At 71.0% G+C, this 24,563-nt stretch carries 18 protein-coding genes and 1 pseudogene; 8 read left to right on the top strand and 11 right to left on the bottom strand.

Annotated features, from left to right (window positions below; genetic code table 11):
* Positions 1 to 69: 69 nt before the first annotated feature.
* The 4 genes from J2S66_RS04880 to J2S66_RS04865 all read left to right on the top strand — a co-directional run bounded on the left by J2S66_RS04880 (position 70) and on the right by J2S66_RS04865 (position 4,651).
* A complete protein-coding gene (locus J2S66_RS04880; RefSeq protein WP_310304259.1) occupies positions 70 to 1,818 on the top strand; it encodes an ABC transporter ATP-binding protein in 1,749 nt (582 codons plus the stop codon).
* Positions 1,815 to 3,617, top strand: coding sequence for an ABC transporter ATP-binding protein (locus tag J2S66_RS04875; RefSeq protein WP_310304256.1), 1,803 nt, complete (start codon positions 1,815 to 1,817; stop codon positions 3,615 to 3,617). Before J2S66_RS04880 ends, J2S66_RS04875 begins: the two co-directional genes overlap by 4 nt.
* Before the next feature lie 43 nt (positions 3,618 to 3,660).
* On the top strand, positions 3,661 to 3,837 hold the full coding sequence (locus tag J2S66_RS04870; protein ID WP_310304254.1) for a hypothetical protein: 177 nt from the start codon (positions 3,661 to 3,663) through the stop codon (positions 3,835 to 3,837).
* 334 nt (positions 3,838 to 4,171) lie between these two features.
* A complete protein-coding gene (locus J2S66_RS04865) occupies positions 4,172 to 4,651 on the top strand; it encodes a hypothetical protein (RefSeq protein ID WP_310304252.1) in 480 nt (159 codons plus the stop codon).
* Between the two features lie 123 nt (positions 4,652 to 4,774).
* On the opposite strand, the gene J2S66_RS04860 is transcribed toward J2S66_RS04865, so the two are convergent.
* The 4 genes from J2S66_RS04860 to J2S66_RS04845 form a co-directional block, all read right to left on the bottom strand.
* The gene (locus J2S66_RS04860) at positions 4,775 to 6,001 is read right to left on the bottom strand and encodes a condensation domain-containing protein (protein WP_310304250.1); all 1,227 of its coding nucleotides are present in this window, start codon (positions 5,999 to 6,001) and stop codon (positions 4,775 to 4,777) included.
* Positions 5,998 to 7,215 (bottom strand): cytochrome P450, encoded by a 1,218-nt coding sequence (locus tag J2S66_RS04855; protein WP_310304248.1) that lies wholly within the window; start codon positions 7,213 to 7,215, stop codon positions 5,998 to 6,000. The genes J2S66_RS04860 and J2S66_RS04855 overlap by 4 nt, the downstream gene beginning before the upstream one ends.
* A 5-nt stretch (positions 7,216 to 7,220) precedes the next feature.
* The gene (locus tag J2S66_RS04850; RefSeq protein WP_310304246.1) at positions 7,221 to 7,745 is read right to left on the bottom strand and encodes a hypothetical protein; all 525 of its coding nucleotides are present in this window, start codon (positions 7,743 to 7,745) and stop codon (positions 7,221 to 7,223) included.
* A 306-nt stretch (positions 7,746 to 8,051) separates the two neighbouring features.
* A complete protein-coding gene (locus tag J2S66_RS04845; RefSeq protein WP_310304245.1) occupies positions 8,052 to 8,843 on the bottom strand; it encodes a putative protein N(5)-glutamine methyltransferase in 792 nt (263 codons plus the stop codon).
* A 352-nt stretch (positions 8,844 to 9,195) separates the two neighbouring features.
* On the opposite strand from J2S66_RS04845, the gene J2S66_RS04840 reads away from it, so the two are divergent.
* Together J2S66_RS04840 and xynC are read left to right on the top strand one after the other, a co-directional pair.
* Complete coding sequence (locus J2S66_RS04840) at positions 9,196 to 10,083, top strand: zinc-binding dehydrogenase (protein ID WP_310304243.1); 888 nt, start codon at positions 9,196 to 9,198, stop codon at positions 10,081 to 10,083.
* Between the two features lie 797 nt (positions 10,084 to 10,880).
* Positions 10,881 to 12,146: a glucuronoarabinoxylan endo-1,4-beta-xylanase XynC gene (gene xynC, locus J2S66_RS04835; RefSeq protein WP_310304241.1), complete on the top strand. Its 1,266-nt coding sequence runs from the start codon at positions 10,881 to 10,883 to the stop codon at positions 12,144 to 12,146.
* A 277-nt stretch (positions 12,147 to 12,423) separates the two neighbouring features.
* Here xynC and J2S66_RS04830 read toward each other — a convergent pair whose 3' ends face one another.
* The 6 genes and pseudogenes from J2S66_RS04830 to J2S66_RS04805 all read right to left on the bottom strand — a co-directional run.
* Positions 12,424 to 12,846 carry a hypothetical protein gene (locus J2S66_RS04830; RefSeq protein WP_310304239.1) on the bottom strand — a complete coding sequence of 141 codons (423 nt, stop codon included), beginning with the start codon at positions 12,844 to 12,846 and terminating at the stop codon, positions 12,424 to 12,426.
* A gap of 58 nt (positions 12,847 to 12,904) precedes the next feature.
* Positions 12,905 to 13,303, bottom strand: a complete 399-nt coding sequence (locus J2S66_RS04825; RefSeq protein WP_310304237.1) for a hypothetical protein — start codon at positions 13,301 to 13,303, stop codon at positions 12,905 to 12,907.
* 117 nt (positions 13,304 to 13,420) lie between these two features.
* Entirely contained in the window at positions 13,421 to 15,661 is a 2,241-nt protein-coding gene (locus J2S66_RS04820; RefSeq protein WP_310304234.1) for a family 43 glycosylhydrolase, read from the bottom strand.
* A gap of 11 nt (positions 15,662 to 15,672) precedes the next feature.
* Positions 15,673 to 17,403, bottom strand: coding sequence for a right-handed parallel beta-helix repeat-containing protein (locus J2S66_RS04815; RefSeq protein ID WP_310304232.1), 1,731 nt, complete (start codon positions 17,401 to 17,403; stop codon positions 15,673 to 15,675).
* 828 nt (positions 17,404 to 18,231) lie between these two features.
* Complete coding sequence (locus tag J2S66_RS37080; RefSeq protein WP_374726187.1) at positions 18,232 to 18,702, bottom strand: RICIN domain-containing protein; 471 nt, start codon at positions 18,700 to 18,702, stop codon at positions 18,232 to 18,234.
* 69 nt (positions 18,703 to 18,771) lie between these two features.
* Positions 18,772 to 19,709: pseudogene (locus J2S66_RS04805) on the bottom strand (glycoside hydrolase family 43 protein); the annotation flags it as partial.
* 1,012 nt (positions 19,710 to 20,721) lie between these two features.
* Here J2S66_RS04805 and J2S66_RS04800 point away from each other — a divergent pair.
* Positions 20,722 to 23,016 carry a rhamnogalacturonan lyase family protein gene (locus J2S66_RS04800; protein ID WP_310304226.1) on the top strand — a complete coding sequence of 765 codons (2,295 nt, stop codon included), beginning with the start codon at positions 20,722 to 20,724 and terminating at the stop codon, positions 23,014 to 23,016.
* A gap of 470 nt (positions 23,017 to 23,486) precedes the next feature.
* Positions 23,487 to 23,756, top strand: coding sequence for a hypothetical protein (locus J2S66_RS04795; protein WP_310304224.1), 270 nt, complete (start codon positions 23,487 to 23,489; stop codon positions 23,754 to 23,756).
* Positions 23,757 to 23,969: 213 nt separating this feature from the next.
* On the opposite strand, the gene J2S66_RS04790 is transcribed toward J2S66_RS04795, so the two are convergent.
* The gene (locus tag J2S66_RS04790) at positions 23,970 to 24,161 is read right to left on the bottom strand and encodes a hypothetical protein (protein ID WP_310304222.1); all 192 of its coding nucleotides are present in this window, start codon (positions 24,159 to 24,161) and stop codon (positions 23,970 to 23,972) included.
* Positions 24,162 to 24,563: the final 402 nt, after the last annotated feature.

Below are 24,563 nucleotides of genomic sequence, written 5' to 3'. Positions count from 1 at the left end.
GTGGACGTGGCGGCAAGCGTCCCGCCGGGGGCGGTGCCGATCCACACGCGACAGGATTACGGTGGTCTGATGCCGGATGACCACGCGTCCGCGGACCGGGTAGCCGGGGGCTGGACCCCTCCCGCACCCCGCGACACGAGCAGTCCCCTCCGCTTCCTCATCTGGCTCGCCCGCTCGCAGGCGGGACGCGTCGCGGCGGGCGCGGCACTGGGCAGCTCCTGGATGGTCGGCCTGGCCGTGCCGCCGTGGGTGCTGTCCCGCGCGGTGGACGACGGCCTCGTCGCGGGCAACACCGCGGCCCTGGTGACGTGGTCGGTGGTGCTCTTCCCGGTGGGCGTGCTCAACGCCGTGCTGGCGATCTCCCGGCACCGCACCATGACGAAGATCCGCATGGACGCGTCGTTCCGCACCGTGCGCGCGGTCGTGCGGCACACGGCCCGGTTGGGCTCCTCGCTGTCCCGCCGGGTCGGCACGGGCGAGGTCGTCACCATCGGCATCGCCGACGTGCAGACCGTCGCGCAGTCGATGACGGTGACGGGCCCGGGCTTCGGCGCGGTCGTGGCCTACGCGGCGGTCGCCGTGGTGCTGTTCACCATCTCGCCGCTGCTGGCCCTGGTCGTGCTCGCCGGCGTGCCGCTGCTGGCCGCCGGCGTCGGGCCGCTGCTGCGGCGCGTCGAGCGCACCGGCGGCGACTACCGCGTGCACCAGGGCCGGTTGACGACGCGGCTGGTGGACGTCCTGGGCGGGCTGCGCGTGCTCAACGGCCTGGGCGGCAAGGAGTTCGCGGCCGAGCGCTACGGACGGCAGTCGCGGGAGCTGGTGGAGCGCGGCTACCGCGTCGGCGGCCCGGCGAGCTGGGTGACCGCGTCGGCGAGCGGGCTGCCCGCGCTGTTCCTGGCCGTGGTGGTGTGGTTGGCGGCGCGGATGACCGCGCGCGGCGAGATCACCATCGGCGACCTCGTGGCGGTGTACGGCTACGTCGCCGTGCTCGTCGTGCCGGTGTCGTTCTTCATCGAGGGCGGCGGCGACATCGCCCGCGCCCTGGTGGCCGCCCGCCGCATCACCGACCTGCTCAACCTGCGGCCCGAGCACGAGGGCGGCGACCGGGCCGCGGTGGACGTCCCGGCCGGCGGCGGACCGCTGGCCGACCCCGCGTCCGGCGTCCTGGTCCGCCCGGGTCTGCTCACCGCGCTGGTGAGCGCGCGCCCCGAGGAGGCGATCGCGGTGGTGGAGAGGTTGGGCCGGCTCACCGACACCGACGCGACGTGGTCCGGCGTGCGGGTCGACGCGGTGTCGGTCGACCGGTTGCGGGAACGGTTGATCGTCGCCGACAACGACGCCGAGCTGTTCGCGGGCACGGTGCGCGACACCGTCGCCGGTCGGCACGAGCCCGACGACGAGCGGGTGCGCGCGGCTGTGCGCACCGCCGTGGCGGAGGACGTCGTGGAAGCACTGCCCGGCGGCCTGGACGCGCCCGTCGCGTCCGGCGGCAGCACCCTCTCGGGCGGGCAGCGGCAGCGTCTGCGCCTGGCGCGCGCCCTCTACGCCGCGCCGGACGTGCTGCTGGCCGTGGAGCCGACCTCGGCGGTCGACGCGCACACCGAGGCCACCGTGGTCGACCGGCTGCGCGAGGTCAGGCGCGGGCTCACCACCGTGGTCACGACGACCTCGCCGCTGGTGCTCGACCGGGCCGACGAGGTGGTCTTCCTGGCCGACGGCCGCGCCGCCGCGTCCGGCGCGCACCAGGAGCTGCTGCGCGACAACGCCGCCTACCGGGACCTGGTGTCCCGCGTGCAGGACGGGGAGGTGGGCAGGTGAGCGCGACGCTGCCCGTGGCGGGCTCGGCCCGGGTCCGGGCCGCGGCGTGGGGCGACCTGCGCGCGGACCGGGCGGCCGTGGCCGGCCTGCTGCTGCTCAACGGCCTGGCCTCCGCGGCGGGCCTGGTGGGGCCGTGGCTGCTCGGCCGGATCGTCGACGCGGTCCGGGCGGGCTCCGGCGACGTGCTGGGCACCGTGGACCGCCTGGCGCTCGGCGTGCTGGTGTTCACCGTCGTGCAGACGCTGCTGGCGCGATGGGCGCTCGCGGTGGGCTACCGGTTCGGCGAGCGCACGGCGGGCCGGGTCCGCGAGCGGTTCCTGGCGCGCACGCTCGCGTTGCCGCCGTCCGTCGCGGAGCACGTGCCGGCCGGCGAGCTGATCGCCCGCGGCAGCACGGACGCCTCGGTGGTGGCGACGACGCTGCGGCGGGCCGTGCCCGAGGTCCTGGTGGCCCTCGTCCAGGCGTTGTTCCTCATCGTCGCGGTGCTCGTGCTGGACCCGCTGCTCGGCCTGTGCGGACTGGTGTGCCTGCTCGGCGTGGGCGCGGCGCTGCGCTGGTACCTGCGCCGCGCCCGACCGGCCTACCTGACCGAGGCGGCGACCGGGGCGCGGCTGGCCGACGTCGTCACCAGCACCGCGAAGGGCGCCCGCACGATCGAGGCGCTCGCGCTGGAAGGCCGCCGCGCGGAGGCCGCGGACACCGCCGTCGCCGACGCGCGGGCCGCCCGCCTGCGGACGCTGTGGCTGCGCACAGTGTTGTTCCCGTCGTTCGACGTCTCGTGCGTGCTGCCGGTCGTCGGGGTGCTGCTGGTGGGTGGGGCGCTGCACGCGAATGGCCTGGTCAGCGTCGGCGTGGTGGTCGCGGCCACGGTCTACCTGCGGCAGCTGGTGGGTCCGCTGGACACGCTGGTGGTGTGGGTGGAGCAGTTGCAGGGCGCGACGGCGTCCTACGCGCGGGTCGAAGGGCTGGCGGAGGTTCCGCGCGACGAGCCGGGCCCGGCGGCGGCTCCCGGGAACGACCGGATCGAGGTGAGCGGCGTCCGCTACGCCTACGCCGGCGGCCGGGACGTGCTGCGCGGGGTGGACCTGGTGGTGCGGCCCGGCGAGCGGCTGGCCCTCGTCGGCACGTCCGGCGCCGGGAAGTCCACGCTGGCCCGCCTGCTGGCGGGCCTCGACCGGCCGCGCACGGGGTCGGTGACCGTTGGCGGGACGCCGGTGGCGGACCTGCCGCCGGACCGGCTGCGAGAGCAGGTGGTGCTGGTGACCCAGGACCACCACGTCTTCCACGACACGGTGCGCGACAACCTGCGAGTGGTGAAGCCGGGCGCCACCGACGAGGAGCTGCGCGCCGTGCTGGCGGCGGTGGGCGCGCGCTGGGTCGGCGACCTGCCGCAGGGCCTGGACACCGAGGTCGGCGCGGACATCAGCCTCGACGGCGCACGCGCCCAGCAGCTGTCGCTGGCGCGGGTCGTGCTGGCCGACCCGCACACGCTGATCCTGGACGAGGCCACGGCGCTGCTCGACCCGACGACGGCGCGGGAGACGGAGCGGTCCTTGGGGGCGGTCCTGCGCGGGCGCACGGTCATCGCGATCGCGCACCGGTTGCAGACCGCGCACGACGCCGACCGCGTCGCGGTGCTGGAGGCGGGCGAGCTGGTCGAGCTGGGCACGCACGACGAACTCGTCAGCGCGGGCGGTCCCTACGGACGGCTGTGGCGCTCGTGGCACGGCGGGCACGGGGAACCGGGCGGGCGGGACCCCGGACGACGACCGGGCTCGGCCCGGCAGGGAGGTCGGTGACGGGACGGAACGGGACGCGCCGAGGCCGCCGGAGTCCGAGCCGGTGCTGGGCGCGCACCTGGTGGAGACACCCGCGTCGGACGACCTGGTCCCGGGCCCGGGCCTCGCGTCCGCGGGCATCGACCCGGTCACCACGATCGCAGGCCAGAAGGCCGCCGACTACACCGACACCGGCGAGGACCAGTCGAAGCAGCGGACCGAGGGGCAGTTGGACATCTGATGGGCTACGCCTTCGACCTCGCACTGCTCGTCACGATCCTGCTGGCCTTGGTCGGCCTCCTGTTCTGGTGGAAGTGGCACGGCGAGCGGAAGGAGGAGCGGGAACACGCCGACGCGCTGGCCACCCTGGCGGGCACGCTCGGCGGGAAGGTGGTCGATCGCGGCGAGGCCCGCGCATGGTCGGCCGGGCTCCTGCCACCGCTGCGGAACGAGACCGAAGGCTTCGCCAACCGGCTCGGCACGGCACGGCGCGGCGCGTCCGCTTCGAGACCGCGCTCGACTTCCGGCGGGGCAGGTGGCCGGTCCGCGTCAGCGAGGCATCGATCAAGAAGCACGTGGTCACCGCGAGCACCACCACCATCTACGAGCACCGGATCGAGGTGGCGACCTCACCCCTGCCGGCGATGAAGATGTGCCGACGGCTCCACGAGGGCTTCATGGGGCGACCGCTCACCCAGGCCCAGGCCGTCGGACCGGCCGGTAACCCGCCGGCAACCGCGGTCCGCGAACGACTGGACTGGCTGCCGATCAGGCTGCCGGAACCGGCGAACCGGGAATTCACCGCGTTCTCCACCGACCCCACCGCCATGGCCCGCTCCTTCACGCGCGAGGTAGCCGAGTGGCTGGTCGACGAGGCCGGCCCGAACCCGTTCCAGAGCCCGATGCCCATCCTGCTGACCTTCGAATCGGGTTTCGCCTACACCACGGCGTCCCAGCGGATCGACCCGAAGCACCTCCTGGCCGTGGTCGACGTCATCCTGGGCCTGCTCGACCGGATGGGTGCGACACCGGCGCAACCACCCACCTCGGCCTGACGCCGCGCGAACGCGGTGGTACCGCCCGGGCAGGTGACGCGTCCGGCAGGCAGTACCGCTCGCGGAGGGTGCTCCCGGCTTTCGCCATCGCGGGTGCGGCCTCCACCGACCGGGCGCGGTCGGTCAGGAGCGGTCGACGAGCGGCCGCACGAGGTGCCGCAGGTGGGTCTCCAGGTCCTCGGGTCGGTAGAGGTCGGGGTTGGCGTCCAGGTGGACGCGCACGCCGAGCTGGTCCGGTTCGGGGTAGACGATCACGGACAGGTCGGTGACCGGGCCGTTGTTCAGGTTCCGCTCCAGAACAGGGCTTCCCGCCAAGGCCATGTCGTACCCCCTGGCCCACACGTTGACCTTCGGCCCCAGGAACGGCACGGCTCCCGAGGCGTCGCGCAGCAGGTCCTCCACCCGGCACCGCTGGTGCCGCAGGCAGGCGCGGAGTTCCCGGACGACCTGCGGAACCAGGTCGAGGGGTTCGGCGGTGGGCGGCACGGACAGGCGCACCGGTACCCGGTTGGCGAGCACGGCGGTGGCCTGCCGGGCGAGCGGGCCGAGCCGTCCGGTGACGGGGAGCTGGATGATCACCTCGGGCGCCCCTGTCCGCCGGGACAGGTGGTGCGCGAGCAGAGCCGTCATGATCGCGGGCAGGCTCGCGCCGAGGGCCTTGGTCAACGTCTGCACGTGGGGTGGCAGGTAGCAGCTGCGGCGCAGCGCTCTGCGGTAAGGCGGTGTCGGGACACGACCGGCGAGATTCACCGCTCGGTAGGGCTCGCTGAACCGCCGCAGCCAGTACTCCCGATCGATGGCCGCTCGGTTGGATGTCTCGTAGCCCCTCTCGTCGGCCAGTACCGCGACCAGGGAGGGGAAGGCCGACGGCGGTGCGGAGTCCGGCGCGGCGTACAGCTCGGCGATCCGCCGTCCGATGAGAACGGAGCCGTAGGCGTCCAGCACGAGGTGGTGCACCTTGCGGAACCAGAGGTGCCGGTCCGGCGCCACCCGGAACAGGGTCTCCTGGCACAGCGGGCCGTCGAACAGCGGCATCGGCCCATCCAGCTCGGCCAGCATCGTGGCCTCGGCCACCGCGTGCGGATCGGGTTCGGCGGTGACGTCGACGAGCGGCATCGGCCAGGTTCGCGGGCGGGTCACGACCTGGCGCGGGCCGTCGTCGCCCGCCTCGAACCGCACCGCCAGCGACTCGGCTTCGATCGCGGCGCGGTGGACCGCGCGGGCGAACCGGTCGAGGTCCAGCGGGCCCGCGATCTCCAGGTAGCCGCCCAGGGTCCACAGTGGAGAGGTGGGGTCGTCCTCCTGCATGGACCAGATCGCCCGCTGGGCCGCGGTGAGCCGGTTGGTCACGACACCTTGACGGGAAGGGTTTCGAAGGCCCTGATGGTGAAGCCCGGACTGCGCCGCTTCGGCTTCCCGGCGAGCCGCAGCGCGGGGAAGCGGGCCAGGCAGGCGAAGGCCACCGCGGCCTCCATCCGCGCCAGTCGCGAGCCCAGGCAGTGGTGGATGCCCGTGCCGAAGCTCAACGACCGCGCCCCCGGCCGGGTGATGTCGAAGCGGTCGGGATCGGGGTAGCGGTCAGGGTCGCGGTGCGCCGAGCCGTAGACCAGGGCGACCACCGCTCCGATCGGAATCGGCACGCCCGCGACGTCCAGCCGCCGGCCGGCCACGCGGGAGTTCACCTGCACCGGGCTGTCCCAGCGCAGCACCTCCTCGACGGCCGCATCGGCGCGTTCCGGCTCGGCAGCCAGCAGCCGGGCCTGCTCGGGATGGGTCGCGAGCGCGTGCGCTCCGTTGCCGAGCAGACCGACCGTCGTTTCGAACCCGGCGAGCAGCAGCCCGGCCAGCATGCCGGCCAACCGGCGGTCCGACAGCGTCCCGCCCGGACCGGTCAGCTCCGCGACGAGGTGGGACACCACGGCACCGTCGGGCCGGCGCCTGCGCTCGGCGATCACGTCCAGGAAGTAGGCGATGAGCCGGTCGTGGCCGTCGACCATGCGCCGCTTCTGCCCACCGGTGAGCACGACCTCGAAGAAGAGCGAGAACTCCGCCACCACCTCGACCAGGCGCGGCAGGTCGGCCGGTGGCAGGCCGAGCACCGTCGACATCACCATCATGGGCAGTCGCTCCAGGTGCGGCTGCAGGTCAACGACCGCGCCGTTCGCGCCCCGGCGGACCACCTCGGCCAGTTCCCGCTCGTACTGCCGCTCGACCACCGGGCGGAGGCCGTCGACCACCGCGGGGGCGAAGTGCCGCTTCAGCACCTGTCGCGAGGCCGCGTGCGCGGGCGGGTTCCGGTACACCGGCCACTGGTCGATCGAGTGCAGGACCTGTTGCGGCCACCGCCCCAGGCGGCGCTCCTCGTGCAGGGCGCTGTCCATGACCAGCAGCCCGCGGTCGCGGTGCAGTGCCGCGCAGTCGGCGTAGCCGTTGACCAGGAACATGTTCAACGGCGTGAAGTGGTGCACCCGACCGTCGCGGCGGAGCGCGCGGTAGACGTCGTAGGGATCGGGACAGGAGCGCGGGGACAGCAACGAGTGGATCAGCCCCGCCGGTTCCGGCACGGCGCCTACAGGATGACGACCGCGGCGCCGGTGCCGACGGCGTTCGGCACCCCGGGCTCGGCCAGGCACGCCCCCGGGGGCGGCGGGACGATGACCGACTCGCCCGTGAAGGCGGCGCCCGCGTACCGGCCCTGCGAGATCGTCCCCTTGGTGATCGAGACCATCTGGTCGTCCGGGCGCACCGAGCGGTTGACGACGTAGTCGACGGTGCTCGTTTCCCCGACGGGCGCCCAGGTGATCTCGATGGTGCCCTCGGCATCGCCCGCGGTGCAGCTGAACGCGGGACTGGTCGCGTGGAAGGTGAACGTGGCGCCGGTGACCCGGTCGTCGCCGACGCAGGGGCCCAGGTCACCGCTGCCGGTGATCCGGGTCGGCCTGGGGGTCGTGGTCAACCCGGGGGTGAATTCGGACGAACCGCTGCCGGGACCGCAGAACATGAGGGTGGGCAGAGCGGCATGGGCCACCGGCGCCTGCGGCGAGAACGAGACGATGATGGCGGACAGTGACGACAGAACGGCGAATCGATGCATGCCTTCTCCCCTGCGCTGCCAACCAGGTCGTCGGTCCGTTCGCCAGCGTAGGACCGGGTTCACCCGGCTGCACCGTCTGGATCGGATGACACGGACGCACGAACAGGCGACAGTTCAGGTCACTGTCAGTGACCTGTCATTAGCGGTCCGCCGGGTGACACGCACACCTCGTCGCCCTCGACGTCGGCCGGCACCCGGGAGAGGCGCCACCGCGCCGCTTCCGCCCTTCCTCCCGGCGCCTCGACCGGCACGGGCAGCGCGGTGCGCCGGTGATCCCCTGCCACCGGGCGATCGCCACGTCCGCTCCTACTGCGAGCTCTTGGTGCCGATGACCACCGTGCAGTAGTAGTCCTCCGACATCTCCACCCGCGCCGGCAGACCGTGGGCCGTCATCGCGGCGGCGGTGAGCGGCGCCTGGTGCTCGCTCGTCTCGACCAGCAGATGACCACCGGGCGCGAGCCACTCCCCCGCACCGGCCGCGACGCGCCGATGCACGTCCACGCCGTCGGCACCTCCGTCGAGCGCCACCAGAGGCTCGTGGTCGCGCGCCTCGGGCGGCATCATCGCGATCTCGTCCGTGGGCACGTAAGGCGCGTTGACGACGAGGAGGTCCACCTTGCCGCGCAACGTGTCCGGCAACGGCTCGTACAGGTCGCCCTGGTAGACCCGACCCCGCTCCGCGAGGTTGCGGCGAGCGCAGGCGACCGCCGCGGGTTCGATGTCCGTCGCGTGCAGCTCCACCCCGCCGACGGCGGCCGCGACCGCGATACCCAGCGCGCCGGCGCCACAACACAGGTCGACGACCACGGCACCGGGACGTGCCCGCTCGACCGCCTGCTCGACCACGAACCGCGACCGCTGCCGCGGCACGAACACCCCGGCGTCGACGGAGATCCGGTGGCCGAGGAACTCGGCGTACCCCACGACGACTTCGAGCGGCTCGCCCTGGACCCGGCGCCGCACCATCTCGGCCAGCTCGCCGGGCGAGGTCGCGGCGTCGAGCAGCAACCGGGCCTCGTCCTCGGCGAACACACAGCCCGCCGCGCGGAGTGCGGCCACGACGTCGGATTCGACTGGTGATGCGGGGAAGGCCGACATGGCCGCCTTTCACGAAGGGATGACCCGGTCAACCGTACCAGTCCGGCCTGCGCAATCTTCCTCTGCTACCAGGCTGGGGAATGCAGTGCCGGTGCGCCGCGCACTAGCCTGCCGAAAGGCATTCACCGGAGTTCAGCGGGCACTACCTCGCCGGAAATTCAGCGCACCCGCGTTTCGCCACGAGGCGGTAATCATCGCGCGCGACGAACGACGACAAAAGAGGAGATTCCAATGGGGCGCGACGAAGTCGCACGGCGCACCGGCGTGGGCTCATGAGGGCCGTTTACGCGCAGGGCCCGGCGCCAGACGACCCCTGTCCGCGATCACCGTCGGCGACCTGCCGGAGCCCGAGGTGCCGGACAGCTGGGTGCGGGTGCGGGTGCGGGCCGTGTCGCTCAACCACAAGGACCTCTGGACGCTGCGCGGCGTCGGCGTGAACCACGACCAGTACCCGCGCATCCTCGGCTGCGAGGCCGCCGGCGAGGACCCCGACGGCAACCGGGTCGCGCTGTACCCGGTGCTCGACGTCCCGCCGGGCACCGCGGACGAGACGCTGGTCCTGCCCGCCGCGCAGATCTCCGGCTCCAGGATCGCGACGCTCGCCGAGTACTTCGCCGCACCCGCGCAGTGCCTGCTGCCCGTGCCCGACCACCTCACCTGGGAGGAGGCGGCGTGCCTGATCTGCACCTGGCTGCCCGTCTACCGGATGCTCTTCACCAAGGCGCGACTGCTGCCCGGTGACTCGGTGCTGGTGCAGGGCGCGGCGGGCGGGCTGTCCAAGGCGCTGATCACGCTCGGCGCCGCGGCGGGGCTGCGGGTGTGGGCCACCGGCAGGACCGAGGACAAGCGGGCGCTCGCGGTGCGGCTCGGCGCCGACGAGGCGTTCGAGCACCGCACGGTGCTGCCGGAGCAGGTCGACGCCGTGGTGGACAGCGTCGGCCGCGCCACCTGGACGCACTCGCTGCGCAGCGTCCGCAACGGCGGCACCGTCGTGGTCGCGGGTGCCACCAGCGGCGACATCTCCCCCGCCCGCCTGCACCGGGTCTACTTCCACCAGATCAACATCGTCGGCTCCTTCAGCGGAACGCGCGAGGAGTACCGCAGGCTGCTGGGGTTGATGCGGACAACGGGCATCAAACCGCTCATCGACGACGTCATGCCCGCACAGGACGCACACGCGGCGATCAAAAGACTCGCGGACGGCGACGTGCGCGGCAACCTCGTGCTCACCTGGGACTGAACGCGCTCGACCGCGCACCGGGTGGCAACCACCTGACCTGTACGGATGACATCTCCGGCAAGTACAACGACCGCGCGCTCCAGCGCCGGTGTCGTACCGGCAGTCACGCCACTGACGACAGCGAGCAGTTCCGCGCGATGGGCGCGGAGCGCGTCGACTGATCGCCGTGCGCGGTGGTGACGTAGCTCGGCGCACCCGTGGTGGCGGCCCCGGCAGAGTTGTCGAACTTATTCGACAGAGCTAAAACATTGCTTTAGCAGACTTATCCCGCTTAAGGTCAACAGGGATCGAATGAATTCGATCGCCCTCTATTCGGAGCTGTCATGGTCCAGCGGCGAACTACCCTCTCCGCCTCCGCTCGCGCGGGCCGCGCGGCCCCCCGCAGCGCGGCCGCACCGGGCCACAAGACCGACAGCCGCCATGGACCTGTGCCCCCACCTCCGGCGCAGCTCGGCAAGTTTCACGGCGGTCTCAAGCCCGCGGTCATCACTCGACACGCCGAGCGGCGAAATCGGGCGGTGCGACGACCAATTTCCGGACGCTATCAGGCCGAAGATCACCGGAAGTGCGCACGACGGTCGCCGAAGTGACGAAAAATGATTTCATTGACGAGGACAGGGCTTCTCCGGAGTCGTGAAGCGCCGCGACTCCGTGTCACGGGTGCGATCCACGCGCCGCCTTGGCCCACCCAGGTCCGTTACGCCACAGATCTCCGGCGGCGCGGCGCCCGATGCGCGACCCCTGCCTCGGCATCCACCGACACCGAACCCGGACAAGATCAACCTCGTGGAGGAACCATGGAGTCACGTCGAAACCAATCCGAGGACTCGGGTCGGGGCCTGCGGCGACGGTCATTGCTGGCGGCAGGCACCGCGCTGCCGGTACTGGCGGTGGCGAAACCCGCCTCGGCGCAGACCGGTGTGCTCGTCGAACCGTCGGTCGTGCAGCAGACGATCCTCGGCTTCGGCGGCATGAACCACTCCGGCTGGATCGGCGATCTCACCGCCGCCCAGCGCGAGACGGCTTTCGGCAACGGCGCGGGACAGCTGGGCTTCACCGTGCTGCGCATCCCCGTCCCCGAGGACCGCGCCGGCTGGAGCGGCGAGGTCGCCACGGCCAAGCGCGCCAGTGAACTCGGGGCCAAGGTCTTCGCGTCACCCTGGAACCCGCCGGCGTCGATGACCGAGACCTTCTCCGGAGGCAAGCGACTGCGCTACAACTCCTACGGCGCCTATGCGCAGCACTTGAACGACTTCTCCACGTTCATGCGGAACAACGGGGTGAACCTGTACGGGATCTCAGTGCAGAACGAGCCGGACTACGCGCACGAGTGGACGGCGTGGACCCCCGGCGAGATGGTGAGGTTCCTGCGCGAGAACGCCGGCTCGATCAACACCAGGGTCATCGCGCCCGAGTCGTTCCAGTACCTCAAGCGGACCTCCGACCCCATCCTCAACGACGCCGCCGCGCTGGCGAACGTGGACATCATCGGCGCCCACCTCTACGGCACCAGGTCCGAGGACCTCCCCTACCCGCTCTTCCGCGAGAAGGGCGGCGGCAAGGAGCTGTGGATGACCGAGGTCTACCACCCGAACAGCACCGACTCGGCCGATCGCTGGCCGCATGCACTCGACGTGGGCGAGCACATCCACCGCGCACTCGTCCACGGTCGGTTCCAGACCTACGTGTGGTGGTACATCCGCCGCTCGTACGGCCCGATGCGCGAGGACGGGCAGATCAGCAAGCGCGGGGCCAACATGGCCCACTTCTCGAAGTGGGTCCGCCCCGGCTACTCGCGGATCACCGCGACCGCGAACCCGCAGTCGAACGTCTACATCACGGCGTTCAAGAGCGGGTCCAGGGTCGTCATCGTCGCCATCAACAAGAACTCGTCGGCGGTGTACCTGCCGTTCACCATCCGGGACATCGCGTCCGCGACGATCCCGACCTGGGTGACCACCGCGACGCGGACCCTCTCCCAGGACACGACCATCACGATGTCGAACGGCTCCTTCGGCGCCCAGTTGCCGGCTCAGGGCATCCGGACGTTCGTCGTGGGCTGACGGCCGTCCCGAGCGCACTCCACAGCCCGCCTCGGTCGCCCAGTGCCCGTTCCGAGCTTGGGCAGGTGACGGCCTTTGGTACGCGGACGAGGGATCTCCTGGCAGAACGGACGTTGTCGAAGCGCCGTTCGGCCAGGAGTTCCGTTGTTGTCGTGTCCGACGCCCGGTATCCCGCCGACGTCACCGACGCCCAGCGGGTGAGCTCGACCCGCTGCTGCCCGATCCGGCGTGCCTGGCGTCCGCTTGGCGGACAGAGCCGCCCGTTACCCCCGCAGGGTCACTGCGGATCGCCGTGCGCGGAGAGGTACGCGGTGACGACGCCGATGATTCGATGAACGTCACCCGTCCCCGGCTCGACGCCCGCTGTCGACTCAGGCCACCAAGGCGGTGCGGATTTGTCCTTGACGTGATCGAACAGGCGGCAGTGCGCGCACCACTCCACTCCGTCCGCCGCGTTGGCGTTGCGCCGCGCCCTGTCCTGCAGCCACTGGGGGGCCGTCGCGAGCTCCGCTGGATCAGCTTTGCGGTGGCGGACGTAGAACTGGCGCAGCGCCGTAACCCCGCAGTCGGGACAAGCGACGTCAACTCGGATCGAGGGCTGCTCCCGAGCCCGGCGGAACGCCTTCGACCAAGAAGCACCCAACCGGTGTGGAACCACCCGCCACGGACTGTCGAGGGCACCGTCGTCCGCCATCGCCATCGCCTTCCCTCGATCCACTCGTGGAGCGCGTTGCCCGGACCATAGGGCGTACCGTCCGCTACTGACTGCTCGGAGCCCTGGATTTCGTTCTCGGATGTGCCGTGGCGCGGGCAGCAACGGGCGCCCACGTTCGTGGGCGGGGAGTCGAGTCCTGCGGGCTGCTGCCGTAGCCGAAAGTCATGTTGTAGACGGGGAAGACGCCGTCGGCGACGGGGGCGCCCGTCACGGGGTTGCCGCCGGCGGTGCCGGTGGAGGGGTAGTAGACGTAGGTGGTGCACGGGCGGCTGCCGCGGGTCCAGTGGTAGCGGCGCACGCCGACCGCGAACGGCGTGGTCGGCGTCGTGGCCCGCGATCCGAGCGGTGTGGCGAGCGCCTGTCCCACGCCGAGCAGGAACAGTCCGACGCCTGTCGCGCCGACCGCGCTCGCGCTGAGGAACGTCCGTCGTTGCACGGTCATGGACGACTCCTCGAATGCAGGGGGTGGTCATGGGGATCGGGACGGGGTGGGACCTGCTGCGGCGACAGCGCGCCGGTCGGGCGGCCACCCCGTCCCGACCCGGTGGGACGGGGGAGCTCAGCCGGTTGACACCGCGACGTCGAGGTGGTCGACGTTGGGCAGGCCGTCCGCGGTGGTGGGTTCGAGGCGGACGGTGTTGCTCCCGGCGTTCAGGTAGGCGGTGAGGTTCTTGGTCGACCAGGTCGTCCAGGCGCCGGTCGGCTCGAACGAGACCGCGCCCACCGCGGACCCGTTGACCACGAGGTTGGCCGGTCGCGCGGTCCCGCTGCTGTGGCCGTTGGCGAACCGCACTCCCAGCGTCGCCGTACCGGCCTGCGCCGCGTCGACGGTGAACCGGGTATACGCGCCCACGGCGGCGTCGCCGTTGCAGAACCCGGTGCCGGTGAAGCCGACCTGGTTCGAATCGATCGTGCCCTGGCACACCGCCGGCGCGGTCTCCGCTTCGTAGCGCCGCCCCGCCGGTGTCCCCCCGTCGGTCCTGACGAGGCCGAGCTGGTCGACGGTGAGGTAGCCGTTGCCGCCGGCCGCCCGGATGGTGACGGTGGCGGTGCCGGCGGACAGCGGGATGTTCGCCGACTCGCGACGGGTCCACCCGCTCGACGCCGGGATGTCGAGCGTGCGCGAGGCGCCGGCGGCGTCGGTGACCGTCATCTGCGCGGCGCTGAGCGAGCCGGAGGTCCTGGCGTGCAGGGACATCTTGTAGTTCCCGGCCGGCACGGTGATCCGCTGCCGCACGCCACCGGCGAAGGCCTGCCCGGCACCGACCTGCAACGCGAAGCGGGACCCGTTCGCGCCGGCGACGTTGGTCACGAACGAGGTCGGCCCCGACTCGCGGAAGTTGGTCCAGCCGGTCAGCGTGGAGACGGTGATCCGGTCGGCCTGGAAATCCGGGTTGAGGACGTAGTTGTTGTCCGGACCGACCCGCCACTCACCGGTCGTGGCGTTGAACTGCCACTGGCTGACCGAGTGGAACTGGGGTCGTGCGCCGGTCTTGGTGATCGGCACCCACTGGTTGTAGCCGATGCCGTTCCAGGCGAAGTCGGCCCAGCGGTCGCCCGCGTAGATCACCGTGTTCTGCTTGGTCCCCTTGACGGTGACGAAGAACCCGGTCTGGGTCACGTGGCTGTAGTCCATCTCGGTACCGGGAAGGACGAACTCACTCGAGTAGGAACCCTGGACAGTGCCGCTGGTCGACTCGTTGACGTAGTTGACCGAGGTGTTCCAGCCGTGCAGGGCCGAGGCGGCGTGGTAGTACTTGCCGTCGAGCTTGAACATGGCGTTGCCCTCGCGGCCGTCGCCGCGGCGGATCTCCACCCCGGGCTCGATCCGCAGCGAGTCGGACTCCCGGAACTTGGCCACGAAGCCGCGGGAACGTCCTTCGCGGTTGGAGAAGATCAGGTAGTCCTTCCCGTCGTCGTCGGTGAAGACCGTCTGGTCGCCGGTGCCGGTCGTCGGCGAGTTCACGATCTGGCCCTGGAAGTAGCCGTAGGTGAAGTTGCCGGTGGGGGTGTTGCCCTGGAGGAGCAGCACTCCGTGCGCGCCGCCGACGTAGGCCTGGGTGGCGAGCACGTACTTGCCGGTGTTCTCGTTGTACGCGACCCCGAGCCGCCCGACCCACCCGGTCGAAGCCATGGTGTTGCCGTTGTGGATCGCGGTCGAGCGCGTCGCGACCCGGTTCTCGAACTTCCAGTTCACCAGGTCCCTGGACGAGTACACCGGGATCGACACGAACGAGACTTCGCCGTCGTACTTGCGCGTCGGGTTCGCCCGGTAGCTCTCCGCGCCGCGGTAGTGCACGCCGTACCAGTAGTACGTGTCGCCGAACTTGAAGACCCCGCCGCCCTGCGAGTAGATGGGGTTGCCGCTGGTGTCGTTCCAGAACGTGTTGTTGGTGATGGTCTGGAACGTGCCCTCGTCCGCGGCCTCCAGGTCGCCGGCGGCGTCGACCAGCGCCGTCTTCGCCGCGGCAGCCTCCGTCGCGCTCGCCGAAGTGTTCTTCGCGACGTCGTCCGCCGTGGTCAGCGCCTTGGCGAAGGACCTCCAGGACTCGGTGGTGTACTTGGCCGGGACCCGTGTCCGGTAGTCGGCGACCGTCTTCTTGAGACCGTGCGGATCGGCCGCGACGTCCTCGGCGACCTGGGTTTCCTCGGCGGCCGGAGCGGCTTCGGCGGCCGCGGCACCGTGGGCGACGGGCTGCGCCGCGGCCGTCGCCGACTGCGGTGTCAGCACCGTTGCGAACAGCAGTGCGGCTGCGGTCAGCACGCGCCGTTTCACCGGCGTGCGTTGTGATCTGGTCATCTTGGCGCCTTTCACAGGGTGAGGTGATCGATGTTGGGCAGGCCGTCCGAGGTGGTCGGTTCCAGCCGGACGATGTTGCTCCCCGCGCTCAGGGAGGCGGCGAGGGTCTTGGTGGTCCAGGCCGTCCAGGTGCCGGTGTGCTCGAACGAGACCGTGCCGGCCACGGACCCGTTGACCACGAGGTTCGCCGGTCGCGGGGTCCCGCTGCTGTGACCGTTGGCGAACCGGATCGCCAGGGTCGTCGTACCGGCTGTCGACGTCGTGACGGTGAACTGGGCGTACGCGCCCGCGGCGGCGGTGCCGTTGCAGAACCCGGTGCCGGTGAAGCCGGCCTGGTTCGAGTCGATCGTTCCCCGGCACACCGCCGGCGCGGTTTCCGCCTCGTAGCGCACCGGCGGTGGCGTGCCACCGGACTGCTCGAACGCCCCCAGGTCCGGCGCCGACCCCCGGTAGGGCAGGCCGACGTCCACGCCCTTGTCGATCAGGGTGCTGTTCACGGCCAGGCGCAGGTGGGGCAGCACCGGCAGGCTGCCGTCGGCCTGCCGCGGAGCGTCCCAACCGGACGTCGACACGCTCTGGAACTGCGCGTCCGACAGGGGCAGGCCCAGGTTCCAGGAGTTGTGCGAGGCGCTCGTGCCGGTCATGTTCGCCGTGGCGGTGCCGTTGTAGGCGATGTTGTTGCGCAGGTTGCCCCGACCCGCGGTGGCGCCGCTGGAGTCGACTCCCCGCATGTCGAAGTTGGGGCGGTTGCCGAAGCCGGTGTTGTTGACGTAGTCGTTGACCACCGGGTGGTGGTTGTTGTGGAAACCCGCCGCCTTGTTCAGGAAGGCCACCGAGTTGCGGACGGTGTGCTTGACCGCGCCGGGGTCGTAGTCGCCGCCGTAGCCGCCGGACTTGAAGCCGGCGCCGTTGCCCGCGCTCGTGGTGGTGCCCGGCACGTATCCGTTGCGCCAGGTCCACGAGTTCTCGATGGTGACCGACGAGTAGGCGCTGATCAGGTCGAACCCGTCATCGGCGTTCCACCACGCCCGGTTGCCCCGGAACACCGTGCCGGGGTTGTCCGCCTTGATGTGCGCACCGAAGCCGTCGGCGTTCTCGCCGGGTCCGTCCGAGCTGTTCGCGTCGTAGTTGTCGTGCGAGTCGGAGTTGAGCACGAGGTTGTCGCGGCCGTTCTGGACGAACAGACCGGCCCCCATGTGGTGGTGGGTGTCGATCTGCTCGAAGGTGTTGTAGCTGCCCGAGATCCAGATGCCCCACGACTCCGCGTTCAGGTTGTTGTTCTGCCGCACGCCGGTGACTTCCAGCCCTTTGAGGTGCAGCCGGCTGCCGGTGACGCTGAAGCCCTTGATCCGGCAATCGTCCCTCATGCGGGAGAAGTCGAAGACCGGCTTCTCCCCCGGGTAGGCCCAGTAGCGGATCGGGTTGCCCGACGTGCCGCTCTTGTTCAAGGTGATCGCGTCGACCCGGGCCGTCCGACTGGCACACGCCGAGTTCGCGCGGGTGTAGGCGTAGGTGCCGCCCCGGAAGTAGACCGTGTCACCCGGCGTGGCCACGGCCTGCGCGCGGGCGATGGACGCGAAGGGCGCGGACTGGGTGCCCGCGGCGCTGTCGTCGCCGGCCGGTGCGACGTAGTAGGTGTTGCCGGCGGCCGCGGCCGTGCCAGGCGCGATCACGGTGCTCACGGCGAGGGCTGTGGAGGCGGTGACGACGTAGAGCGCACGCCACCGCGATGTGAGGTGCATGGGATCTCCTCGGGATGATCGGTGATCCGGTGATCGGGTCACATGTTCAGGGAGCCGTCCATGGCGGCGGTCGGACTGGTGCCCGCGCCCTTGACTGACGTCGCGGCGTCCGCCGCCGGCACCGGAGCGCCCCCGCAGCTGCCGCGCCGGGCAGCACGCCGCGCCGCGACGTGCCGGCGGAGGTTGCCGTCCTGTTGTTCATGGTCGACGCTCTTCCGGGGCGGCGTGCACGAGGCGGTCGACGCCGTGTTCGGTGGTGTCGCGAGGTGGGAGCCCGGCCGGGAACGCAGGAGGTTCCGAAGGGAGGTCGCGTGGCAGCGCTCGCCGCTTCACCGCAGTCGAGGCGGCGGTGTAGCCGGTGTGAACCGCCCGGCGGTCATCGCACGTGCACGCGGAGAGGCGAGGCGCGCCCGGCCGCCCGATGCGATGGCGGTTCAGACGAGGGTGGCCGGCGCTGCCGTGTGAACGGTGCCGTACGCGGTCATTCGATCTCCTTTGATCGAGTGCGGGCAGAAGCGCGGCGGCTGTGAACGTGCACAACATGCTCAGTGCAGTCGCCCCGGGTGAAACCGATGACGAAGATCTTCCGAAGGCAACCGGGGGCGGATCTTGTGAACGTGCGCGGTTTGGCTGACAGCCGGGTCCCGAACCGGTCGTACCGGATCCGCCGTGGTCACGGGAACCGCGGATGCCTCGCGGAGCGGGCGAAGTCGACGCACCGGCCCGTGGGACCGATCACCGGGGCGCTCTGGCCGACCGCGCAGCAACACCGCACGGTCGACGTGGACCATCCGACCGTTCAAGCGACCCGGCGCCGCCACCCGTCGGTCAGCCGACCACCCACTGCTGGTTGGTCTGGCCGTTGCAGGTCCACTGCCGGACCTCGGCACCGGGCTCGGTGTTCCGGTTGTAGTCGTCGAGGCAGAGGTTGCTGTGCCGGTTGACCAGGGTCGTGGTGCCGTTGGTGGTGGTCATCCGCCACTGCTGCACGGCCATGCCGTTGCAGGTCCACTGCTGCACGACCGAGCCGGCGGCGGTGGCCCAGTCCTTGTTGTCCAGGCACAGGCCGCTGTGGACGTTGGTGACCTGGTAGTAGCCGCCCTCGGTGGGTGTGAGGGTCCAGTCCTGCACCGGCTCACCGTTGCACGTCCACTGCCGCACCTCCGCGCCCGGCGTGGTGACGAAGTCGTAGTCGTCCAGGCAGAGGTTGCTGTGCCGGTTGCGGATGCGGACGCGGGCGCCGGACCCACCGGTCTCACCCGAAGGGCCCGCGAGGACCGCGGAGGTGGAGACCGGCACGCCGAGGTCGGGGGTGCCGTCGGCGTTCCACGAGATCTTCTGCACGCGGGTGGTGCGGGTGGTGCCGCAGCCGTGGGAGGCGGAGGAGTTGGCGTGGTAGGCGATCCACGTCTCGGTGCCGTCCGGCGAGGTGAAGAACGAGTGGTGGCCGGGTCCGTAGACGCCGGCGGCGTTGTCGCGCTGGAAGATCGGGGTGGCGTGCTTCGTCCACGAGCTCTGCGCCAGTGGGTCACCGCCGCGGTACTCCAGCATGCCCAGCTTGTAGTCGGCCGTGCCGCAGTAGCTGGCCGAGTAGGTCAGGAACGTGCGGCCGTTGCGCTGCAGGGCGAAGGACCCTCGTTGACCGGCTGCCCCTGCCGTTCCCACGCCAGCGTCGGCGCCGAGATCCGGGTGCCGTGCGCCGACACCGAGGTCGGGGAGCTCATGGGCGCGATGTAGAGCGACTGCAGCCCGTCGGCGTGGAACGCCGAGTAGTGGAAGTACAGCGCGCCGTTGAGCTTGAGCACCGCGCCGTCGATCGCCCACCCGTTGTCCGGCATCAGGTCGAGCACACCCCGGTAGGTGTACGGGCCCGCCGGGTCGTTGCCCGCGCTCTCCAGCACGTGCGTACGCCGCTGCCCGTAGCCCGACCTGGGTTCGACCGAATAGTAGATGTACCAGCGGTTGCCGACCTGTTCCAGGTGCGGCGCCCACATCGTGCAGCAGCCCTCGTTCTGCGAGGCGCGGAAGACCCTCTGCTCCGGCGCACCGCGCAGACCGGCGATCGTGGACGACCGCCGCATCAGGATGTCGGAGGTCCACGTGGTCGCCACGTAGTAGTACTGGCCGTTGTACTGCACCAACGTCGGGTCGGCGCTGTTGGGCGCGGGCACGACCGGATTGGTGAACGACGGGCCGGGCGCGGCATCCGCGCGGTCCTGGCCCGCCACGATCACGGACACGGCGACAACGAACGCCACAGCCAGCGTCAGGGCTCGCCGGACCACGCTGTGCCGACGGACAAGCATCATGGGTGACTCCTGATCACGAAACGGGTCGAAAGCCGACTAAGCGGACTCCCCTGGAGCCCGTTCTCCACGCACAGCCAACCGCGCCTCCTCGCGAGCAGGGCCTCATCGCGCTCCCCGCCTCCCGGCGGATCCACGCACCGGACCGTGCCGCCCCTGGACGACCGACCCGATGGCACGTGGGCCAGCGACTTGTCGTGTAAACGTTTACTGGCCGTCTACGGTAGGGGTAACGATCCAGGGCGGTCAAAGGGTTGACGGCTCCAGGTAAACGCTTTATGTTTTGCCGGCCTCGCCTTGACCGGGCGACCGCCGATGACGACGGAGGCCGACGTGGCGGACAGAGGACGGCCGAACACGCCGACACGAGGCACGGCCCGACCGAACAGTGCACGATCTCCAGTGCTGGTTGTGAACGCTAACAGATCCGGCCATCCATCTCATCGGTCTTGTCGACTTCGAAAAGCTTGCGCTACGGTCGCCTGGGAGCGCTCCCATTCCATGCAGGTCGACACGCGGCGATGGACGCTCGGGGTCCTGGTCGCAAGGAGGCGACATGCGCTGAGCTGCAGAATCCTGCCGTTGGAGCCATGCGCGCATGACGTGAAGGCTGCTCGCGCAGCCCTCCGTGCCAAGTAGCCACAAGCCGAGATCTTTCACCGAAACCTGTCCCCTCAGGACCGGTTCACGATGGGAGTCGATCTTGCTCGCAGTTATTTGTTAACGCTAACGTTTCCGCTGGCGGTCGTACGCCCGTAGTCACCCGGCTCCGGTCCGACCAGCCATCGCGCCGTGCGCGGGACCGCGAGTGGCACATCGCCCGATACCACGACCCGCGCACCCCAGGCGCGCATCTCATTCGCGCCACTCGCAGCGGATCGACCGCAGCCGCCGCCGCGAGCAACCAGGTCCACTACCGGACGGTCCGAGCGCACGGATGCCGACCGGCTGTTGACACCCGGATGCCGACGCGACATGTCCTCGACCACTGAAGGGAAGCACCGTGTTGCACGTGAACCCGGCACGCCGGAAATGGCGCGCCACCGTACTGGCGACGGTGATGGTCGTCGTGGCGGGCGTCGCGGCGGCAGTCGCCTCGACACCTGCCGCCGCGGCCACCATCGACACCAACGCGTGGTACCAGCTCGTCTCGCGGCACAGCGGCAAGGCGGTCGACGTGTGCGAGCAGTCCACCGCCGACCGCGCGTGCGTCCAGCAGTGGGCACCGCTGGACCAGGCCAACCAGCAGTTCCAGTTCCTGCCCTCCGGTGACGGCTACTACCGGCTCAAGGCCCGCCACTCCGGCAAGGTCGTCGACGTGCTGGACTGGTCCACCGCCGATGGCGCCGAGCTGATCCAGTGGCCCGACACCGGCGCGGCCAACCAGCAGTGGCGGGTGCTCGACACCGACAGCGGGCACGTCAAGCTGGTCAACCGGCACAGCGGCAAGGCGATGGACGTGTGGGAGCGGTCGACCGCCGACGGCGGCCGCGTCTCGCAGTACACCGACAACGGTGGGATCAACCAGCAGTGGCGGATGGTCCAGGTCGGCGGCGGAACCACCCCGCCCGGTGAGGGCCGCAGGATGGAGAGCCTGGACCGCGGTGTGGTGGCCGTGCGTTCCGGCAGCAACCAGGTGATGGTCTCCTGGCGGTTGCTGGGCTTGGACCCGGCCGGGATCGGGTTCAACGTCTACCGCTCCACCGGCGGCGGCGCGGAGGCCAAGCTCAACGGGTCCGTGCTGACCGGCGGCACCAACTACACCGACTCCACGGCCGACCTGTCGCAGTCCAACAGCTACCGGGTCCGCCCGGTGGCGGGCGGCGTGGAGCAGGCGCCCAGCGGGGCCTTCAGCCTGCGCGCCAACGCCGCGACCGAGCCCGTGGTCCGCGTCCCGCTGCGCGCCGGCGGCGCGGTGAAGTTCCTCTGGGTCGGCGACCTCGACGGCGACGGCGAGTACGACTACGTGCTCGACCGGCAGACCTCCCCGCAGAAGATCGAGGCCTACCGCCGCGACGGCCGGTTCCTCTGGCAGGTCGACATGGGCCCCAACAGCACCAACCAGAACAACATCGAGGGCGGCTCCTCCACGATCAACGTCGGCCACAACGACGGCGTCACCGTGCAGGACCTCGACGGCGACGGTCGTGCCGAGGTCGCCGTCCGCATCGCCAACGGCGTCACCTTCGGCAACGGCGTCCGCTTCACCGACAGCAACGACAACCGCCAGCACATCGCGATCCTCGACGGCATGACCGGCGCGCCGAGGGCCACCGCTCCGGTGCCGACCGACTACCTGGCCGACGGCCCCATGTACGCGCGCTTCGGCGTCGGTTACCTCGACGGCGTCAACCCCAGCCTGGTCGCGTTCATGAAGAACCGGATCGGCAGCGGCGACTTCAACCTCGTGTTCACCGCCTGGCGGTTCACCGGCAGCGCGCTGACCATGCAGTGGAAGTTCCTGCGCGGCAACCAGAACCTTCCCGACGGGCACAACACCCGCATCATCGACGTGGACGGCGACGGCCGCGACGAGATCGCCGAGATCGGGTTCGTGCTCAACGGCAACGGCACCCTGCGCTACTCACTGGGCAGCCAGGGCGTCGTGCACGGCGACCGCTTCCACATCACCGACATCGACCCGAGCCGGCCCGGGCTGGAGGGCTACGGCGTGCAGCAGAACAACCCCAGCGGCCTGCGCGACTACTACTACGACGCCGCCACCGGCAACATCATCTGGCGGCACACCGCCTCCGGCACCGCCGACGTGGGCCGCGGCATGGCCGGCGACATCGACCCCCGCCACCCCGGCATGGAGGTCTGGGCCTTCTCCGGCGTCCACAACGCCGCCACCAACCGGCTGACCCACTCCGACACCTCGCTGCAGCCCTGGCCGCAACTGGGCCTGTACTGGGACGGCGACACCGGAATGGAACTGCTCAACGACGGCAAGTTCGAGAAGTGGGACCCGAACAACCCCACCCCCACCAACCGGACGCCGCGCCTGCTCACCACCGCCAACCACGGCGCCGTCGACGCCGCCCAGGGCAACTCCCCCGTCCTGCAGGGCGACATCCTCGGCGACTGGCGCGAAGAGGTCCTCTACACCAACGCCGCCTTCAACGAGCTGATCATCTTCACCACCGACCGACCCAGCAGCACCAGGTTGTACACGCTCGCCCACAACCCCGCCTACCGCAACGCCATGACCCTCAAGGGCTACATCCAGTCCCACCACGTCGACTACTTCCTCGGCTACGGCATGGCCACCCCGCCCCGCCCGGACATCACCTACCAGCCCAGGTAGACGCGTTCGGCGTGGTCGGTCGACCCCCAGGAGCGGTCCGCCGCGGTCAACACCCGCGGTGGACCGCTCCTGCCGGCATGGGATCGCCGTCCGACCACGTCTCGACTCCGATCGTTCCCCGCCCGTGATCGAGGAGGATCACCCGTGTCCCGGACACTGACGAGGTTCGGCGTGCTGCTCGCCACCGTGGCCCTGCTGTCCACCTCCTGGTCGGTGACGATCGACCGGCGGGCATAGGTGCCAGCCGGCTACCTGCCGGCGCACACCGGCAACGGCACCTCGTTGAAGACCTCGGCCGACCGGGTCGCGTTCCGCAACGCCGGCGCCGCGTTCCCAACGGCACGCCGTGGGCGTACCCCTGCACAGGAGGCGGTCGGCACCTGTGGGCGCCGGACCCCACCTACCGCCCGCACGACCGACAACTTCAACGCCATCGACCCCGACCTGGTCGTGGACGACCAGGGCCGCTGGTGGCTGAACTTCGACTCCTTCTGGTCGAGCTCGTCCAGCTCGTCCCCGCCGCCGGCCTGCGCCTCGGCGGCACCGCCATGACGAGCATCGCCAACCGGGGCGGCAGCGAGACCGCGATCGAGGCGCCGTTCATCGTCAAGCGCGGCAACTACTACCAGTACGTCTCCTGGGACATGTGCTGCCGCGGCGCGTCGAGCACCTACCGGACATGGTCGGCCGCTCCACCAGGGTCACCGGCCCCTACGTCGACCGCGACGGCGTGCCCATGACCTCCGGCGGCGGCACGCAGATCCTCGCCGGCCACGGCGGCGTCCACGGCCCGGGTCACCAGGCCGTGCTCGCCGACACCGACGGCGACGTCCTGTTCTACCACTACTACGCCGACAACGGGGCCGCCCTGCTGGGCATCACCCGCCTGACCTACGACGCAGCAGGCCGGCCGACCGTCGTCCGAGGCGCAGCGGTGGCGCCCACCCGACCGGTCACGCGGGTGGGCACCACCGCTCGAACCAGGACCCGGTGGCGCGCAACGGCACCGGGACCGTACCGGGGTACCACGCGCGGTCCCAGTCCAGGGAGACCCAGCCCGACCACGACCGCAGCAACCGCCCGCACTCCTCCAGCGGCACGGCACCCTCACCCGGCGGCACCGGGGTCGGCTCTCCCCCGGCCACGTCCTCAACCTGGAAGTAACCGAAGTGTTCCCCAGCACCCACCTGGTCCGGGCAGGCGGCTCACCCGCCCGCCACGGGTGCACCGCGTCCCACAGCACCGGCGCATCGGGACCTGGTGCGCAAACCTCGGCACAACCGACCAGGCAGGCGACCACCAACCCGCCGTCATGGGCGCCCCACCTCCGCTCATCCGAGCCCAGGCGCTGTACGGGAGCTGCCGGGGCTCCACCTGGCCGAGCAGCGGCGCACCCCTGGTGAACCGGCCCACCTCGGCCACGGCGAACTCGCCGAGGCGACGCAGCTCGCGTCCCCGGGCGCCGGCCAGGTGCGGGGCGACCAGGACGTTGGGCAGGGCGAGGATCGCGGACCGGGTGAGCTCCGCGACGGCAGTGAGGTCGAGCG

This window comes from Saccharothrix longispora, from assembly GCF_031455225.1.
GTDB lineage: Bacteria > Actinomycetota > Actinomycetes > Mycobacteriales > Pseudonocardiaceae > Actinosynnema > Actinosynnema longispora.
The sequence above is the reverse complement of the archived record's forward strand: the minus strand, read 5'-3'. Positions and strand labels throughout refer to the sequence as shown.

Bases quoted from the DNA above. Each gene is read 5' to 3' on its own strand.
- J2S66_RS04850 (WP_310304246.1), bottom strand. From the start codon at position 7,745: ATGCATCGATTCGCCGTTCTGTCGTCACTGTCCGCCATCATCGTCTCG.
- xynC (WP_310304241.1), top strand. From the start codon at position 10,881: ATGGAGTCACGTCGAAACCAATCCGAGGACTCGGGTCGGGGCCTGCGG.
- J2S66_RS04815 (WP_310304232.1), bottom strand. From the start codon at position 17,403: ATGCACCTCACATCGCGGTGGCGTGCGCTCTACGTCGTCACCGCCTCC.
- J2S66_RS04825 (WP_310304237.1), bottom strand. From the start codon at position 13,303: ATGACCGTGCAACGACGGACGTTCCTCAGCGCGAGCGCGGTCGGCGCG.
- J2S66_RS04830 (WP_310304239.1), bottom strand. From the start codon at position 12,846: ATGGCGATGGCGGACGACGGTGCCCTCGACAGTCCGTGGCGGGTGGTT.
- J2S66_RS04820 (WP_310304234.1), bottom strand. From the start codon at position 15,661: ATGACCAGATCACAACGCACGCCGGTGAAACGGCGCGTGCTGACCGCA.
- J2S66_RS04845 (WP_310304245.1), bottom strand. From the start codon at position 8,843: ATGTCGGCCTTCCCCGCATCACCAGTCGAATCCGACGTCGTGGCCGCA.
- J2S66_RS04880 (WP_310304259.1), top strand. From the start codon at position 70: ATGCCGGATGACCACGCGTCCGCGGACCGGGTAGCCGGGGGCTGGACC.